This is a genomic window from Streptomyces sp. NPDC002619 (genome assembly GCF_042889305.1).
Lineage (GTDB): Bacteria > Actinomycetota > Actinomycetes > Streptomycetales > Streptomycetaceae > Streptomyces.
On sequence record NZ_JBIAQV010000008.1, the window covers coordinates 53,209 to 67,308 of the forward strand.

At 69.0% G+C, this 14,100-nt stretch carries 12 protein-coding genes; all 12 read right to left on the reverse strand.

Annotation, left to right across the window (positions count from 1 at the left end; translation table 11 throughout):
- Positions 1–9: 9 nt before the first annotated feature.
- Complete coding sequence (atpB, locus tag ACFYXB_RS15860) at positions 10–831, reverse strand: F0F1 ATP synthase subunit A (RefSeq protein WP_389582200.1); 822 nt, start codon at positions 829–831, stop codon at positions 10–12.
- 225 nt (positions 832–1,056) lie between these two features.
- Positions 1,057–1,503 carry a hypothetical protein gene (locus ACFYXB_RS15865; protein ID WP_389582203.1) on the reverse strand — a complete coding sequence of 149 codons (447 nt, stop codon included), beginning with the start codon at positions 1,501–1,503 and terminating at the stop codon, positions 1,057–1,059.
- Positions 1,504–1,805: 302 nt separating this feature from the next.
- Positions 1,806–3,131 carry an MraY family glycosyltransferase gene (locus ACFYXB_RS15870; RefSeq protein WP_389582205.1) on the reverse strand — a complete coding sequence of 442 codons (1,326 nt, stop codon included), beginning with the start codon at positions 3,129–3,131 and terminating at the stop codon, positions 1,806–1,808.
- A gap of 138 nt (positions 3,132–3,269) precedes the next feature.
- Positions 3,270–4,508: a serine hydroxymethyltransferase gene (gene glyA / locus ACFYXB_RS15875; RefSeq protein WP_389582208.1), complete on the reverse strand. Its 1,239-nt coding sequence runs from the start codon at positions 4,506–4,508 to the stop codon at positions 3,270–3,272.
- A gap of 307 nt (positions 4,509–4,815) precedes the next feature.
- Positions 4,816–5,496 (reverse strand): protein-tyrosine-phosphatase, encoded by a 681-nt coding sequence (locus tag ACFYXB_RS15880; protein WP_351350259.1) that lies wholly within the window; start codon positions 5,494–5,496, stop codon positions 4,816–4,818.
- Positions 5,493–6,140 carry an L-threonylcarbamoyladenylate synthase gene (locus ACFYXB_RS15885; RefSeq protein WP_351350261.1) on the reverse strand — a complete coding sequence of 216 codons (648 nt, stop codon included), beginning with the start codon at positions 6,138–6,140 and terminating at the stop codon, positions 5,493–5,495. The genes ACFYXB_RS15880 and ACFYXB_RS15885 overlap by 4 nt, the downstream gene beginning before the upstream one ends.
- Positions 6,141–6,192: 52 nt before the next feature.
- A complete protein-coding gene (prmC, locus tag ACFYXB_RS15890; protein ID WP_351350263.1) occupies positions 6,193–7,038 on the reverse strand; it encodes a peptide chain release factor N(5)-glutamine methyltransferase in 846 nt (281 codons plus the stop codon).
- Between the two features lie 39 nt (positions 7,039–7,077).
- On the reverse strand, positions 7,078–8,154 hold the full coding sequence (prfA, locus tag ACFYXB_RS15895; protein ID WP_388504726.1) for a peptide chain release factor 1: 1,077 nt from the start codon (positions 8,152–8,154) through the stop codon (positions 7,078–7,080).
- A gap of 105 nt (positions 8,155–8,259) precedes the next feature.
- Positions 8,260–8,484, reverse strand: a complete 225-nt coding sequence (rpmE, locus tag ACFYXB_RS15900; protein ID WP_055720582.1) for a 50S ribosomal protein L31 — start codon at positions 8,482–8,484, stop codon at positions 8,260–8,262.
- A gap of 138 nt (positions 8,485–8,622) precedes the next feature.
- Complete coding sequence (locus tag ACFYXB_RS15905) at positions 8,623–9,759, reverse strand: LCP family protein (RefSeq protein ID WP_389582214.1); 1,137 nt, start codon at positions 9,757–9,759, stop codon at positions 8,623–8,625.
- A gap of 196 nt (positions 9,760–9,955) precedes the next feature.
- A complete protein-coding gene (locus ACFYXB_RS15910) occupies positions 9,956–11,692 on the reverse strand; it encodes a trypsin-like serine protease (protein ID WP_389582605.1) in 1,737 nt (578 codons plus the stop codon).
- Positions 11,693–12,011: 319 nt separating this feature from the next.
- Positions 12,012–14,021 carry a transcription termination factor Rho gene (gene rho / locus ACFYXB_RS15915; RefSeq protein ID WP_389582217.1) on the reverse strand — a complete coding sequence of 670 codons (2,010 nt, stop codon included), beginning with the start codon at positions 14,019–14,021 and terminating at the stop codon, positions 12,012–12,014.
- Positions 14,022–14,100 lie beyond the last annotated feature (79 nt).

A 14,100-nucleotide genomic window follows, 5' to 3' on the forward strand; every position in this document is an offset into this window, starting at 1 on the left:
GCGGGGCGCTCAGTGGTGCTCGGCCAGGGCGCCCTGGATGTAGGTGCACGTCAGCAGAACGAAGACGTACGCCTGCAGAGCCTGGATGAAGAGCTCGAACGCCGTCATCACGATGGTCATCAGGAAGCTGACGCCTGCGTAGGCGATGCCGACGCCGTTCAGCAGGTACCAGCTGGCGATCGTGAAGAGCAGCAGCAGCGTGTGGCCGGCGAACATGTTCGCGAAGAGCCGGACCGCGTGGGTGAAGGGCCGCACCAGCAGGTTCGAGAAGAACTCGATGAGCATGGCGAGCGGCAGCACCGCGCCGAGCGACTTGTCGTAGCCGGTGACGTTCTTGAAGAAGCCCACGAAGCCGTGCCGCTTGAAGGTCAGGGAGACCCACAGGACGTAGACGATCAGGGCGAGGACCAGCGGGTACGCGATGATCGACGTCACCGGGAACTGGGCGACCGGAACGATCGACCAGAGGTTCATCATCCAGATGAAGAAGAACAGCGAGACGACCAGCGGTACGTACTTCTCGCCCTCCCTCTTGCCGATGGTCTCGTACACGACGCCGCGCCGGATGAAGTCGTAACCGGACTCGGCCACCATCTGCAGCTTGCCGGGGACGACCTTGGGCTTGCGGAAGGCGGCCCAGAAGAAGCCGACGACGATGATCGAGCCGAGCAGGGCCAGCAGCATCGGCTTGTTGAAGTACACGTTGCTGTCCGCGTTGCCCCAGAGGGGCTCGAACAGGAACGAGTGCAGGCCCGGAGCGGGGAAGCCACAGCCGTCGAAGATGTGGCAGTCGGTCTCGAAGGCGAGCACCTGCGTCGGGTCAGCACTCACCGCGGGCTCCTTCAGCGTGGCGCATAGGTACGGCAACCTCGTTGTGTCGGCGCGGCGCGTGGCCGCGGTTCGGCACGGGACTGGTGTTACGGATGTGGGGGCGGCTGTGGGGCATCTCGCCTCGCGATTGAGCAGGCGTCAGCTCGGATGCCCGCGCCCGCGATGCCGCAGTTGGCACCGGACGATAGCAGGATCTCTCAGAGGTCTTTATCCCGGGCCTACCCCTCACGACGAGTGCCCCGACTTTTCGGACTTGTCGCCCGTCGAGGAGGAGGTCGATTCGGGTTCGACGTACAGGATCTTGGCCTTCATGTGAGCACGCGTCTGCGCGGCGATCCAGGTGAGGGTGCCGGCGACGAGCGTAAGCGCGAAGGCCTTGGGGTTGAACAGCGTGGTGTTCTTGAACACCGCGACGAAGACGAACAGCAGCAGGATCTGCGCCGCGTAGAGCATCAGACCCATGGCCTGGAAGAGGTGCGGAAGCGATTTGGCAGTGCGCTGCAGGACGTAGAGGCCGAGTCCCATGAAGAGGAGCACGACCAGCGTCGCGACGACTGCCCCGATCGCCCCCTTGCCACCCGCGACCACAGCGCTGACGACGGCGGCGAGCGCGCCGACGGCAGCCGTGGGCACGGCGGCCTGGGCCAGGATCCGGACGTCATTGGACGGCATGGCGGCAACTCCGCTTTCACAGGGGGGCAGGGTGTCGTCATGGACGAGCGTAGTCCCGGGTGGAGTGGTGGAGACCTCACGCCAATGGGCCGTCGCTTCACGGTCCTTCGGCTCTACCCCGGGTTCTCGTGAACCGTATCACAAACTATTTGATGAGGTCTTTACCTGGTAGGTGTGCTTGCTGTCACACATGAGACTGAGAGTGCGCGTCTGTGCAAAAACACGGCCGATATGCCTGGTATTGGGGAAGTTCGCTCCCCCACGACTTGGCAATGCTCTAGTCAGATTCTTACCTTGCGACGTCAGCGGGAGCTTTCCGCGTTGCGCCGATCCAACAAGCGCGAACGCGGACCGATGGCGGTCGCGCCGTTGACTCCCGACACTCCGACGGCGACCGGAGTGCGTGGTTCGTCCTCAACTGGCGCCGTGGAGTCATCGGTTGCCGCGAGTTCCGCCGGCCGGCTGCGCCGGTAGCGGGGCGGCACGAAGCCCTCCGCCCAGCGCGGGGCGCGCGGGGTGAACCGGGGCAGCAGGAGCAGTCCCAGGCCGATCGCGCTCAGGAAGACCACGCCCAGCACGATCCACATGGACGCGGAGTTCACGGAGTAGGCCAGCGCCCCGAAGGCGATCAGCGCCGACCAGAAGTACATGATCAGCACCGCCCTGCTGTGCGAGTGTCCGATCTCCAGGAGCCGGTGGTGCAGATGCCCGCGGTCGGCGGCGAACGGCGACTGACCGCGCCAGGCGCGGCGCACGATGGCCAGGACGAGGTCGGCGGCCGGAATCGCGATGATCGTCAGCGGCATGAGGAGCGGGATGTAGACGGGCACCATCTGGTGCACGGCATTGCGTTCGGAACCGGAGAACAGCTTCATCACGTCCGGGTCGACCTGCCCCGTGACCGAGATCGCCCCCGCGGCCAGCACCAGGCCGATGAGCATGGAGCCCGAGTCGCCCATGAAGATCCGCGCCGGATGCATGTTGTGCGGCAGGAAGCCCAGGCACATGCCCATGAGGATCGCCGCGAACAGCGTGGCCGGGGCGGCGGCCTCGATGCCGTACGAGTACCAGATGCGGTACGCGTACATGAAGAACGCGGCGGCTGCGATGCACACCATGCCGGAGGCCAGGCCGTCGAGACCGTCGACGAAGTTGACCGCGTTGATGGTGATGACGACCAGGGCCACCGTCAGGAGGGTGCCCTGCCACTGGGTCAGGGCCACCGTGCCGACGCCCGGCACGGGCACCCAGAGGATCGTCAGACCCTGCATGACCATGACGCCGGCGGCGATCATCTGTCCGCCCAGTTTGATCAGGGCGTCGATCTCGAACTTGTCGTCCAGGACGCCGATCAGCCAGATCAGAGCCGCGCCGGAGAGCAGCGCCCGGGGTTCGTTGGACTTCTCGAAGACCCAGTTGAGGTTCGTCAGATGGTCCGCGACCAGCAGTCCGGCGCACAGGCCGAAGAACATGGCGATCCCGCCGAGGCGCGGAGTGGGCTCCCGGTGCACGTCACGTGCCCGGATCTCCGGCATTGCTCCCGCCACGATCGCGAACTTCCGTACCGGCCCTGTCAGCAGGTACGTCACCGCGGCCGTGATGCAGAGCGTCAGCAGGTATTCACGCACAGGCTTCCCCACAGGTCTCGCTGGCCATCACAGCCCCATACCCTAGCGACGCAGGCATATCTATGGGGACTGCCGGGTAGCGACGATGGTTGCACGTGTGGCTGTGAACCAGGTGTACGGGACTGCGCCTACCCCGCCTCAGCTGGGGTAGGGCGGAAATCTACCGGCCAGTTCCCGCACCTCGCCACGCGCCCCCGGGACATCGATTTCCCCGCGCAGCACTCCCGCCATGAGCACGGCGATCCGGGCCATCTCCGGCTCGCCCATGCCCTGGGTGGTCAGCGCCGCCGTGCCCAGGCGCAGGCCGCGGGCGTCGCCGTGCGGCAGCGCGCAGCAGTCCAGGACCATCCCGGCCGCGGCGAGCCGGCCGCGGGCGGCCCGGCCCTCCACACCGAGGGGCGCGGGGTCGGCGGTGATGAGGTGCGTGTCCGTGCCGCCGGTGGTCACGGCCAGCCCCTCGGCGTCCAGCTCGGACGCCAGGATCCGCGCGTTGGCGACCACCTGATGGGCGTACCTGGTGAACGCCGTCGTCGCCGCCTCGCCGAACGCGACGGCCTTCGCCGCGATGCTGTTCATCTGGGCGCCGCCCTGGGTGAACGGGAACACGGCCCGGTCGACGCGCTCGGCCAGCTCGGCGCCGCACAGGAGCATCCCGCCGCGCGGGCCGCGCAGCACCTTGTGTGTGGTCGCGCACACGATGTCCGCGTACGGCACCGGGCTGGGCGCCGCTCCCCCGGCCACCAGGCCGATGGGATGGGCGGCGTCGGCGATGAGATAGGCGCCCACCTCGTCGGCCACCTCGCGGAAGAAGGCGTAGTCGATGTGCCGGGGATAGGCGATGGAGCCGCACACGATCGCCTTCGGCCGGTGCGAGCGGGCCAGCGTCCGCACCTGGTCGTGGTCGATCAGGCCGGTCTCCGCGTCCACCCCGTAGCCGACGAAGTCGAACCAGCGTCCGGAGAAGTTCGCCGGCGAGCCGTGGGTGAGGTGCCCGCCGTAGGGCAGCCCGAGGGCCAGGACGGTGTCTCCGGGGCGCAGCAGGGCGGCGTAGGCGGCCAGGACGGCGGAGGAGCCGGAATGGGACTGGACGTTGGCGTGGGCGGCCCCGAAGAGCGCCTTGGCGCGGTCGACGGCGACCCGCTCGGCGACGTCGACGATCTCGCAGCCGCCGTGATGACGGGCGCCGGGGTAGCCCTCGGCGTACTTGTTGGCGAGGGGCGAGCCGAGCGCGGCCAGGACGGCCGGGGACGTGAAGTTCTCGGCGGCGATCAGCTGGAGCGTCGTCGACTGCCGGTCGAGCTCCCCGAGCAGGATCTCGGCCAGCTCCGGGTCCTGGCGCCGCAGCACATCGGTCTCGAGGGTAGGGGTGACCGACATGGCGGGCTCCCGGGCGGTCGACGGTGAGGTACGTCCAATGTAGGCCGGGGGCCGGTGGGGTGCGCGGTGTTGGGAGCGACGGGGGGACAGCGCCCGTCGGGTGGAGTACGGCGCGGTCGGCCGGATGCGCGGGAGGGGCAAGGCTCGCGGGCACAACCTCAGCGCGGGACGCGGGGCTCAGCGCTGTGTACGGGCCTGAGCATCGGACGCTGCCTCGTCACTGCGTGCAGTCCTCGGCGTGGGGCGTGGGGCTCGGCGCTGCATGCGGGGCGGCGCCGGGTGCGGCCCCCTCACCGCCGCGGGTCGGTTACATCCGTGCCGGTACGCCGGTCAGGGCCGTGACGACCGGGTCCAGGGCCTCGTGTATCTCGTCGCCGATCGACCGGAAGAAGGTCAGGGGGGCGCCGTACGGGTCGTACACCTCGTCGGCCTCGGCCGTGGGCGCCAGGAGCCACCCGCGTAGAGCGGCGGCGGCGCGGACCAGGGCGCGTGCGCGAGCGACCACGCCGTCCTCCAGGGGCGGCAGGGTCGCCGGGTCTATCGCCCGCACGAGACGGGTGAACTCCTTCAGCGTGAAGGTGCGCAGGCCCGCCGAGTGGCCCATGGAGATCACCTGGGCGCGGTGGTCGCGCGTCGCCGTCAGCACCAGGTCGGCCATGATCACGTGCTCGTCCAGGAGTTCCCGCCCGGTGAAGCCGGAGGCGTCCGCGCCGAACTCACCGAGGACCGCCTCCGCGTTGGCCTCCATCGGGGCGCCCTCGTGGCCCCAGGTGCCCGCGCTCTCCACGATCAGCGCGCGGCCGAGGACGCCGAGCCGCTCCGTCACGAAATGGCGGGTCAGCCGCTCGGTGATCGGTGAGCGGCACACGTTGCCGGTGCTGACGTGGAGGATGCGGAAGCTGTCGCGCGGAAGCCCGACGAACGTCGTCGTGATCTCCGCGGCACTCTCCCAGTTGCCTATGCCACGCCCCGCCTGAGGGGCCGTCAATTCGCCACCTCAAGGTCGGGTACGACCTTCCGCAGCTCGTCCGGAGAGATCGCGCCCTCGCGCAGCAGGACCGGCACCTCGCCGGTGACGTCGACGATGGACGACGGCACGTTGCCCGGGGTCGGGCCGCCGTCGAGGTAGACGGAGACGGAGTCGCCGAGCATCTGCTGGGCGGCGTCACAGTCCTCCGGCGCCGGATGCCCCGTGAGGTTCGCGGACGACACGGCCATCGGGCCGACGTCGGTGAGCAGCTCGATGGCGACCGGATGCAGCGGCATGCGGACGGCGACGGTGCCACGGGTGTCCCCCAGATCCCACTGCAGGGACGGCTGGTGCCGGGCGACGAGCGTGAGGCCGCCCGGCCAGAACGCGTCGACCAGTTCCCAGGCCATCTCCGAGAAGTCGGTGACGAGGCCGTGCAGCGTGTTCGGGGAGCCGATGAGCACGGGGGTGGGCATGTTGCGGCCCCGGCCCTTGGCGTCGAGGAGGTCGGCCACGGCCTCGGCGGAGAACGCGTCCGCGCCGATGCCGTAGAGCGTGTCGGTCGGCAGGACCACGAGTTCGCCCCGTCGGACGGCGGACGCGGCTTCACGCAGACCTGTCGCGCGGTCGGTCGCGTCGTTGGTGTCGTATCGCCGTGCCATGTCTAGCGGGCCTCCTCGTACACGTACTGCTGGCTTGAAGTCCGGTGCCGGTTCACGGCAGCGCCCTGCGGGCGGTCGCGAAGCGCGGGCGCTTGTTCAGGTCGGGGTGGTCGGCCGCGTCGGCCCAGCCCCGTTCCTCGGTGAAGATCCACGGCACCTGGCCGCCCTGGGTGTCGGCGTGCTCGATGACGACGACACCGCCGGGGCGCAGCAGCCGGTGCGCGGTGCGTTCCAGTCCCCGGATGAGCTCGAGGCCGTCCTCGCCGGAGAACAGGGCAAGCTCGGGGTCGTAGTCGCGGGCCTCGGGGGCGACGTACTCCCACTCGGTGAGCGGGATGTACGGCGGGTTGGAGACGACGAGGTCGACGTGGCCGTCGAGGTCCGGGAAGGCGTCCAGGGCGTTGCCCTGACGCAGGTCGACCCTGGAGCCCTCCACGTTCTTGCGGGTCCACCGGAGGGCTTCCTCGGACAGCTCCACGGCGTGCACGCGCGAGCGCGGGACCTCCTGGGCGAGGGCGAGCGCGATGGCGCCGGAGCCGGTGCACAGGTCGACGATGAGCGGCTCGACCACGTCCATGGCGCGTACGGCGTCTATGGCCCAGCCGACGACCGACTCGGTCTCCGGCCGGGGCACGAAGACGCCGGGCCCGACCTGGAGCTCCAGGTACCGGAAGTAGGCCCGCCCGGTGATGTGCTGCAGCGGCTCGCGCTGTTCACGACGGGCGATGACCTCCCAGTAGCGGGCGTCGAAGTCCGCGTCCTTCACGGAGTGCAGCTCGCCCCGCTTCACGCCGTGCACGAACGCGGCGAGCTCCTCCGCGTCGTTGCGCGGCGAGGGCACGCCGGCGGCGGCCAGCCGCTGGGTGGCCTGGGCCACCTCCGCGAGCAGCAGGTTCACGCTGGTCCTCCGTGTCGTACTCGTGCGTGCGTACGGTCCTTATGCGGCTGCGAGCTTGGCGGCCGAGTCCGCGTCGACGCAGGCCTGGATCATCGCGTCGAGGTCGCCGTCCAGGACCTGGTCAAGGTTGTACGCCTTGAATCCGACGCGGTGGTCCGAGATGCGGTTCTCCGGGAAGTTGTACGTACGGATCTTCTCGGAGCGGTCGACCGTGCGGACCTGGCTGCGGCGGGCGTCGGCGGCCTCCCTCTCCGCCTCCTCCTGTGCCGCTGCGAGCAGTCTGGAGCGCAGGATACGCAGTGCCTGCTCCTTGTTCTGCAGCTGGCTCTTCTCGTTCTGGCAGGAGGCGACGACTCCGGTGGGAATGTGCGTGATGCGCACCGCGGAGTCGGTCGTGTTGACGGACTGGCCGCCGGGGCCGGAGGAGCGGTAGACGTCGATGCGGAGGTCGTTGGGGTTGATCTCGACGTCGACCTCCTCCGCCTCCGGGGTGACCAGTACACCGGCGGCGGAGGTGTGGATACGGCCCTGGGACTCGGTCGCCGGCACGCGCTGCACGCGGTGCACGCCGCCCTCGTACTTCAGCCGGGCCCAGACGCCCTGACCGGGCTCGGTGGCGCCCTGGCCGCCCTTGGTCTTCACGGCGACCTGGACGTCCTTGTAACCGCCCAGCTCGGACTCGGTGGCGTCGATGATCTCGGTCTTCCAGCCGACGCGCTCCGCGTAGCGCAGATACATGCGCAGCAGATCGCCGGCGAACAGCGCCGACTCGTCGCCACCCGCGCCCGCCTTGATCTCGAGGATGACGTCCTTGTCGTCGCTGGGGTCGCGCGGGACGAGCAGCAGCCGCAGCTTCTCGGTCAGCTCCTCGCGCTGCTTGTCCAGCACCTTGACCTCGGCGGCGAACTCCGGGTCGTCCGCGGCCAGTTCGCGCGCGGTCTCGATGTCGTCGCCGGTCTGCTTCCAGGAGCGGTACGTGGCGACGATCGGGGTGAGCTCGGCGTAGCGCTTGTTCAGCTTGCGCGCGTTGGCCTGGTCGGCGTGGACCGACGGGTCGGCGAGCTTCTTCTCCAGGTCGGCGTGCTCACCGACGAGTTCCTCGACGGCCTCGAACATTTTCGGCTCCTGTACTGCTTGGGGAAGGGAAGGGCGGGCGACCAAAAACGCCGGTCCCGGCGCGCCTGTGGAGGGCGCGGCCGTGGACCGGCGAATTGGAGCTCGCTACTTCTTGGAGCCGGCTGCAGCCTTGCCGAAGCGGGCCTCGAAGCGGGCCACACGGCCACCAGTGTCGAGGATCTTCTGCTTGCCCGTGTAGAACGGGTGGCACTCGGAGCAGACATCGGCACGGATGGTGCCGGACTCGATGGTGCTACGGGTGGTGAACGACGCGCCACAGGTGCAGCTGACCTGCGTCTCGACGTACGCGGGGTGGATGTCGCGCTTCAAGGTTTCTCCTAGGTTTCGGGAGGGCGCCGGGTCGCTGCCGCGGGGTGCGGAGCGTGAACCGGGGCCGACGTACCAGTCTGCCAGGACTGGGGCCATCCCCCAAAACCGGGGGTTGCTGTGATCTATTCCCCTTGCTCCTTACGGGGCGCTCACGACGCCCTTGGCTTTGCCTGTGGCCGTTCCCTTTGTGGCCGCTTCGGGAATCGGCTGGTCGTTCTTCAGGGCCTTCCAGACCAGCTTGGCCTTGGACTCGGCGACTATGACGCGGTTGAGGTTCGACGGGTCGTACTGGACCGGCATCGTGACCATGGTCATGTGGGACGCGCTGATGCCCTTCAGGCCGTTCGTGAAGTTCATCAGGGAGTTGACCGAGCCGAGGTCGGAGTCGGTGGTGACGGCCTTGGTGGCGGTGTCGGCGAGGTCGTACAGCTTCTTCGGGTTGGTGAAGACGCCAATCTGCTTGACCTGGTTGACCAGTGCCTTGATGAAGGCCTGCTGGAGCTGGATGCGGCCGAGGTCGGATCCGTCGCCGACGCCGTGCCGGGTGCGGACCAGGCCGAGGGCCTGCTCGCCGGTGAGCTGGTGCGTGCCGGCGGTGAGTTTCAGATGACTGTCGGGGTCGTCGATCTTTTTCGTCGTGGTGACCGAGACCCCGCCGAGCTCGTCGATGAGCTTCTGGAAGCCGCTGAAGTCGACCTCGAGGTAGTGGTCCATGCGGACGCCGGTGATGGACTCGACGGTCTTCACCGCGCAGGTCGCACCGCCCGTGGAGTAGGCGGAGTTGAACATCACGCCGGTCGCGGCGGGGTGCGCGGTGCCGTTGGTGTCGGTGCACTCCGGGCGGTCGATCAGGGTGTCGCGTGGGATGGAGACCACGCTCGCCCGCTTGTGGCCCTTGTAGACGTGGACGATCATCGCCGTGTCGGAGCGGGCGCTGCCGTCGTCGGTGCCGCCACCGAGCTTCTTGTTGGCGCCGGAGCGGGTGTCCGAGCCGAGGACCAGGATGTTCTCGGAGCCGTTGTCGGCCTTCGTCGGCCGGTCGGTACCCAGGGCCTGGTTGATGTCGACGCTCTTGATGTTGCCGTTGAGCTTGAAGTACATGTACCCGACGCCCACACCGCCCAGGACGACGATGCCGGCCGCCGTCCACGCCGTGGCCTGCAGGGCCTTGCGACTCCCCGTGCGGGGCCTGCGGCGGCGGCCCTTGCTCCCGTGGCTCGGGACCTTCGTGCCGGGCTCGGGTATGCCGGGCTCCGGCGTGCTCTCGGCGGACATGGGCTCCTCGGTTCCGTTCCGGTCGGTTACCCCCTGCTTTCAGGGCCAGGTGCGGTCGTCACCGCACCATCGTCGCTCCGCCTGGTCAGACGGCGAAACTCGGGAAAGGGTTGCACAATGCACTGTGCCCGCCCGGTGAACGGGCGGGCACAGGATGTAGAGGTTTATTCCGGATGGACCCGGCTCACCTGGGATTTCAGCCCCAGATGTCGTACGCCTGGTAGCCGGTGCCCATCGAGACCCTTGTGCTGAAGATCTCACTGGTGCCCTTGCCGCTGCCCTTGTACAGGTACAGCGTGCCGCCCTTCGTGCGGGCGAAGAAGTCGGCCTTGCCGTCACCGGTGAAGTCGCCGACCGCGGCGAAAGCGTCGAAGCCGGACCAGCCGGTGCGGACCTTCACCCGGGTCGAGAACGCGCCGGTGCCGGACTTGCCGGTGCCCTTGTACAGGTACAGGTCACCGCCGCTCGTGCGGGCGAGCATGTCGGCCTTGCCGTCACCGTTGAAGTCGCCGTGTCCGCGCAGGGAGTTGTACTGGCTCCAGCCCGTGCCGACCTTCACCCGCGTGGCGAAGGTGCCGTTGCCCTTGCCGGGGTAGATCCACAGCGTGCCGCTGGAGTCGACGGAGAGCAGGTCGGGCAGGTAGTCGCCGGTGACGTCGCCCGGGGCGACGATACGGCTGCGGGTCCTCCAGTCGGTGAAGATCTTGGTCTGGGACCAGGAGCCGCTGGAGATCACGTAGTGCATCCAGTAGACGTTGCCGGTGGCGCTGTCGCGGACGACGAGGTCCTGGATGCCATCGCGGTTCAGGTCGGTCTGCAGGACGACGTTGACGCCGTCCCAGTTGCCCCAGGAGATGCGGGCGGCGAAGGACGAGCCCTTGGAGTCCTTCTCCCAGCCGGTCTTGGTCCTGGCTTCACGCACCCACAGATCGGCCTTGCCGTCGGTGTAGCTCAGGTTCGCGTCGTCGATCTGCGCATAGGCGGCACCGACATACGTGGTGACCTTCGAGAAGACGCTGTACGCGCCCTTGGCGACACAGTTCTCGACGCCCCAGGAGACGACGCCCACGATCCGGCCGTTCACCACGAGCGGGCCACCGGAGTCGCCGTTGCAGGCGGAGGTGGTGCCGGTGTCGGAGCCGGTGGCGGGCTTGCCCGCGCAGACCATGTGGCCCTTGACGAAGTCGGCGGGGTAGGTGCCGGCGCAGGTGGTGTCCGAGTTGATCGGCAGCGTGGCCGTCTTCAGCGTCTCGGAGATGTCCTGGGTGGTGGAGCTGGTACGGCCCCAGCCGTAGAGCTTGGCGCTGGTGCCCGAGGCGTAGGAGGCGGTGTCGCCGGACGTGGTCATCCGGATCGGCGTGGCCTTGACCGGGGCGCCCAGAGTCAGAACGGCGATGTCGTTGTCGAGCGTCGTCGGGCTGAACGACGGGTGGTTCCACTGACGCAGGACACTGGTGACGGTGCCGCCGTGCAGGTCCGGGTTGCCGGCGCTGTCACTGGTCGGCAGCTGCGCGGTGCCGGTGACGATCGCGCCGTAGGCCTTCCAGTTGTAGGCCTTGTTGTTTTCGTCCCGGACGCAGTGCGCCGCGGTGAGGATCTTCGTCGGCGAGATGACCGAGCCGCCGCAGAAGAAGCCGAGGTCGTCGCTCTCGTCGGCGGTGCCCATGTCGTCGTAGTACCAGAGCTGCGCCATCCACGGCGCCGTCGAGATGGTGGTCTCACTGCCGCCGATGATCTTCGGGTCGACGGTGGCGGTGTTGCTGCTGGTGGTGCTCGCGCTCAGCGACGACTTCTGGGTCGTCTGCCCCGCGGTGTCGTCACTGGCGAGGGCGCCCGAGACCCGCTTCTCCAGCGTGGCGAGCGAGGGCTGCGCGACGACGGGCTTGACGGTCGGCGTCGGCAGCGCGGTGGCGGCACCCGCGGACGAGGTCATCAGCGCGGCGGTGACGGCGGCGGCTACACCGGCCGCGGCGAGAGGCAGGACGAAACGTATCCGGCGTCTGTGACGACCGCTGCCGGACAGGGGCGTGGTCAAGGAAGTCCCCCCACAGAGACATAGAGATGGAAGGGGTGCACGATGCACCCACTGGTATCTGCGCCAAAAGGCCGCCCCCCGTCACACATGTGACGGGGGGCGGCCTCAAACGCCCCGAAAGGGGCGCGGGACTGTATTAAATTTGCGGCTCCGCCGCGTGGGCGCGATCAACCACTGATCACCCGCAGCCGACGAACGACCACAAGCTCAACGGCGATCAGTCACCGTTACCGGGCGTCGGCGTCGTCTTCTGGATCTGCAGCAGGAACTCGCCGTTCGACTTGGTCTGCTTCATCTTGTCGAGCAGCAGCTCGATCGCCTGCTGCTGGTCAAGCGCGTGCAAAACCCTCCGCAGCTTCCAGACGACCGCCAGCTCGTCGCTGCCGAGCAGGATCTCTTCCTTACGCGTACCGGACGCGTCGACATCGACGGCCGGGAAGATCCGCTTGTCGGCGAGCTTCCGGTCGAGCTTGAGCTCCATGTTGCCGGTGCCCTTGAACTCCTCGAAGATCACCTCGTCCATGCGGGACCCGGTGTCCACCAGGGCGGTGGCGAGGATGGTCAGCGAGCCGCCGTCCTCGATGTTCCGCGCCGCACCGAAGAACCGCTTCGGCGGGTACAGCGCGGTCGAGTCGACACCACCGGACAGGATGCGGCCGGAGGCCGGCGCCGCCAGGTTGTACGCACGGCCCAGACGCGTGATCGAGTCGAGCAGCACGACGACGTCGTGGCCCAGCTCCACCAGGCGCTTGGCGCGCTCGATGGCCAGCTCGGCGACCGTGGTGTGGTCCTCGGCCGGACGGTCGAAGGTCGAGGAGATGACCTCGCCCTTGACCGACCGCTGCATGTCGGTGACCTCTTCCGGACGCTCGTCGACGAGGACGACCATCAGGTGGCACTCGGGGTTGTTGTGCGTGATCGCGTTGGCGATCGCCTGCATGATCATGGTCTTGCCGGTCTTCGGCGGGGCCACGATCAGACCGCGCTGGCCCTTACCGATCGGCGACACGAGGTCGATGATGCGGGTGGTCAGCACGCCCGGGTCGGTCTCCAGACGGAGCCGGTCCTGCGGGTACAGCGGCGTCAGCTTGTTGAACTCCGGGCGGCCACGGCCGTGTTCGGGCGCCATGCCGTTGACGGAGTCCAGGCGGACCAGCGCGTTGAACTTCTCGCGCCGCTCGCCTTCCTTGGGCTGCCGGACCGCACCGGTGACGTGGTCACCCTTGCGCAGGCCGTTCTTGCGGACCTGGGCGAGGGAGACATACACGTCGTTCGGACCCGGCAGGTAGCCCGACGTACGGATGAAGGCGTAGTTGTCGAGGATGTCCAGGATGCCCGCGACGGGGATCAGGACGTCGTCGTCGGCCAGCTGCGGCTCGTTCGCGCCGAACTCGTCGCGGCCACGACGGCCCCGGCGGTCCCGGTAGCGGCCGCGACGGCCACGGCGACCGCCCTCGAAGTCGTCCCCGTCCTCGTCGGGCCGCTGCTGGCGGTCCTGGCGGCCGCCCTGCTGGCTCTGCTGCTGGCGCTGGCCGCCCTGGCCCTGCTGCGGGTCGTCGCCCTTGCCCCGGCGGTCCCGGTCACGGTCACGGTCCCGGCCGCGCTCACGGCGGTCGCGGCGGCCGCGGCCGTCGCCGTCACCGGCGTCGCCCTTGGCCTCGCCCTGCTGCTGCGCGGGCGCCTCGGCGCGGGTCTCGCTCTTCGCCTCGACGACGATCGTCTCGGGGCTGCCCGCCTCGGCGGTGGCACGGCGCCGACGGCGCTCGGCTGGGGCGTCCTCACCGGCACCGCCCTGCTCGGCCGGAGCCGAGAGCTTGGGGGACGGCTGGCCGGGGATCTCGATCTGCTGCTGGGCCACGGCCTTCTCGGCGGCGGCCTCGCTCTTCGCCTCGGCCTTGTTCTCCGCCTCCTCGCCGGTACGGGTCCGGGAGGTGCTGCGGCGCTTCGGCTTGGCCTCGGTGTCGCTCTCGGCCTTGGCCGGGGCCGCACCGCCTCCGGCCTGCGCCTCCTTGATGACCTCGATCAGCTGGCTCTTGCGCATCCGCGCGGTGCCCCTGATGCCGAGGCCGGACGCGACCTGCTGCAGCTCGGCCAGCACCATGCCCTCGAGGCCGGTACCGCGGCGCCGCCGGGAGCCGGCACCGGTGGCAGGCGCGGAGGCGTCCGTGGCGGGCGCGGCAGCGGTCTCCTCGACACGTGCGCCCATCAGATCGGTGGTGTCGCTCACGAAGGGTCCTTCCCTGGAGCGGACGTCGGCCTGTCTGGCTCGGCGACCGGTTGTGCTGTCCGGCTTCGGTCCCATCCTT

Excerpts from the sequence above, each read along its gene's own strand:
- ACFYXB_RS15865 (WP_389582203.1), bottom strand. The coding sequence starts at position 1,503 with ATGCCGTCCAATGACGTCCGGATCCTGGCCCAGGCCGCCGTGCCCACG.
- glyA (WP_389582208.1), bottom strand. The coding sequence starts at position 4,508 with ATGTCGGTCACCCCTACCCTCGAGACCGATGTGCTGCGGCGCCAGGAC.
- ACFYXB_RS15885 (WP_351350261.1), bottom strand. The coding sequence starts at position 6,140 with ATGGCACGGCGATACGACACCAACGACGCGACCGACCGCGCGACAGGT.
- prfA (WP_388504726.1), bottom strand. The coding sequence starts at position 8,154 with ATGTTCGAGGCCGTCGAGGAACTCGTCGGTGAGCACGCCGACCTGGAG.
- ACFYXB_RS15905 (WP_389582214.1), bottom strand. The coding sequence starts at position 9,759 with ATGTCCGCCGAGAGCACGCCGGAGCCCGGCATACCCGAGCCCGGCACG.
- ACFYXB_RS15910 (WP_389582605.1), bottom strand. The coding sequence starts at position 11,692 with ATGACCTCGTCCGCGGGTGCCGCCACCGCGCTGCCGACGCCGACCGTC.